Consider the following 2,919-nt stretch of genomic DNA (forward strand, 5'->3'; position numbering starts at 1 on the left):
TTTTCTTGGGGGTTGTCTGTCTTGCCATAGTTCACCTCTGTCGCGTAGTTTACTCGCTTAACAGGGTGTCCATCAGTACTGGGCAGGATCATACCAAGGCCATGAGGAGGATTGATAAAAGCTTAAACCCTTTCTCGCTGTTCTCTCAGGGAAATGGCTGGCTGACGTGTGAGCCAGAGCCGTCCAGCGCCTGCCCGGCGATGGCGTGTGGAGATCATCACTGGGCCATCGTGGATACAGAGCGGAACCTGTATATGGCCATCAACTATACCCGTGACCACAACGGCAAAGCCAAATTTACTAAAGATGACCCCATAGCCAAGTTACTAAGGTTGTCCTATATAACCCCTGTCATTACCTACAACGAGGCATTCAAGCGCTCCCGCCTGACCAATTATCGAAAGGCGCCTGAAAACCTCAGAAACAATGTCTCTGCGTATTTTACTTTTCAGGATCCCAAGTTTAGTGATTACCTTATAAGTATCGTTCCGAACTGCTCCCGGAAATTCAATGATGACATTATTTCTCTTGGCGTACAGACCAATGAGGAGAGGGCAGAGCTCGAGCTGGTTACGCTGGTCGAAATTGTGAATGGCAGGATAAGCAGCCAGTATGTGAACAAGGATTTTCTGCCGGCAGGCACTCGCCAAACTGATGGCACCTATTACACGCAAGTCAGTCTTGATGCTATCAAGGCCTTTCGTGCAGGCACCCCGAAAACCATCTCGCAGAAACAGGCTGCCAGCCTGTTTGCCAAGGCAAAAAAACTTCAGGGCATGGCCTGGGATCGCCCGGAAATGGCGAACTTTGCCCGCGCTGAGCGGATGACTGCCATGATGGCCGAAGAGGGTGTCAGCGCAGACAAGGCCTGGATAACCGGTAATCTGAAATCACCCAGTACCGGCACCAAGTGGTCAAACCATGTTGCAGCAGTAGTCTATATCAAGAATGGCAAAGGAAAGGCCGAAGCCAGAATTATCGATCCCATTGTGGCTGAGCAACCCGTCACTACCACGGAGTGGTTCAAGTTATTGGGCGTTTACCCCGGTCTGGTGGACACTGTGGGCTTCCCGCCGCCGATCGAGGCGAGCCATATAGCCAAGACCTCGTTCACCATCACCAACAGACGCGCATTCCATCTGTCATTTACCGAAAAGATGACTGACGAGGCAAGGCTGTCAGAAGCCAAAAAACAACTGGCAGCCCTCAAGTAACAGTAAGCCAACGTCTTCCTTTCTCTGTAGGAGCTTGCCTGCAAGCGAAGCATCACCAGCAAGCTGGCTCCTGCCATTCCATACCCACCCCGTAGAAGCCCTGCCCGCAAGGCGATCCCGCGTAGCGGAGCATTTGCAAAGGCAAAGCGCGCGTTTCTTCGCCCACTCAACAGGACACTCAACAGCGGACACTCAACAGGACACCCATCAATTGGTAGATCTCTCACGCTCTTGATGGGCATTGTCTGATGTTGCGCTGTCCGTAAGGTCAGTATGGTTTGAGTCATGGTTCAGCAAGGAGGCGACCATGACCCGAGCGCGTTATCAGCAGGTTTCCCTTGAGGACAATAACAGCAACAACAGGACACCCAGACATTGGCCCAATTCATGCCTGTCCCAGCATCCACCACGATTGCCGCTCACCCCCCCCCTTTTTTTCGTTCTTTTCTTTCCTGAAACGCTGAAACCCAAACACAAACGAGAAAAATTGGAAGGCTAAAGTAAAAATATGCAAGAGGGTCAACTTTGTCTCCACTCCGATTAGTCATATCACCCCTTGTAAGAACTGGAATTACATTTAAAAAAAGAACACTAATCCCAAAGGACATCCACTCCCTTGCATTTTTTGAGGCATAAACATTTTTTTTATAGAAAAAATAATTAATCAACTTTATGCCAATAAAAATCAAGAGCATTGAAACTATAAACGATTTCGCATAACTCATAATTATTAAACCATAAATCGGTTCGGGGTCAGGTCTTGTCCCGTGCGTTTTATTCAGACACATAGACCCTTGAAAATTGCGATGAAGCGATGCTAACAGGACGGGGCGCCAACACCATAGTATCCTTTCCCTGTGCACTGCATGCGCTGCGTGCATCGCCAACCCTTTCGGGATGAGCCGAAAGATCGGTTCCCCGGTGCGGAAATACACTCCCGGTTCAGTTGTGAAGCCTTCCTATGACCGCCTCTTTGGATTGTCTGTATTCCTTTCGCCGCTGCCCCTATGCCATGCGGGCCCGCCTGGCGGTGTTGTTTGCGGGTTTGCAGGTTGAACTGCGGGAAGTGACGCTGAAGAACAAGCCTGCGCAGATGCTGGCGATCAGCCCGAAAGGCACCGTGCCGGTGTTGCGGCTGGCGGGTGGGGCTGTGATAGAGGAAAGCCGGGACATCATGGTGTGGGCGCTCGAGAAGCAGGACCCGCACGGGCTATTAGACGCAAGGATCCTGGATGAGGCGAATGCCCTGATCGAGCAGAACGATAGTGAATTCAAATATTGGCTGGACCGCTATAAATACGCGGACCGCCATGTGGAGATGACGCAGACCGAGTATCGGCAACGGGGAGAAGGCTTTCTTCAGGTCCTGGAGGCCTTGTTGGAGAAAGGTGTTTACTTGTTTGGGAAGAATCCGGGCATCGCGGATATTGGCATCATGCCGTTTGTTCGCCAGTTCGCCCATGTGGATCGTGAGCTGTTTAGCCAGCTGCCTTACCCGAATCTGCAGCGGTGGCTACAGGGCTGGTNTGGCGCATCCACTGTTCCTGCAAACCATGATCAAGGTGCCGGTATGGCAGGCGGGTGATGCGGTGGTGGTTTTCCCTTCTCGACCCTGAGCGATGTTGGCGTGCTGAACCGGGTCTTGAGCCGTGCCACAACAGGACACCCATCAATTGAAAGGAAAAAAGGACACCCAGGAAATGCC

The 2,919-nt window shown here is 51.5% G+C and carries 2 protein-coding genes; both read left to right on the plus strand.

Annotated elements, in window-relative coordinates; translation table 11 throughout:
- The coding region (locus tag GQF00_RS00595) for a protein-glutamine glutaminase family protein (protein WP_161317025.1) at positions 1 to 1,214 on the plus strand (1,214 nt) is incomplete at its 5' end.
- 961 nt (positions 1,215 to 2,175) lie between these two features.
- Complete coding sequence (locus GQF00_RS00600) at positions 2,176 to 2,799, plus strand: glutathione S-transferase (protein ID WP_237440337.1); 624 nt, start codon at positions 2,176 to 2,178, stop codon at positions 2,797 to 2,799.
- Positions 2,800 to 2,919: the final 120 nt, after the last annotated feature.

The organism is Alcanivorax sp. DP30, assembly GCF_009882945.1.
GTDB lineage: Bacteria > Pseudomonadota > Gammaproteobacteria > Pseudomonadales > Alcanivoracaceae > Alcanivorax.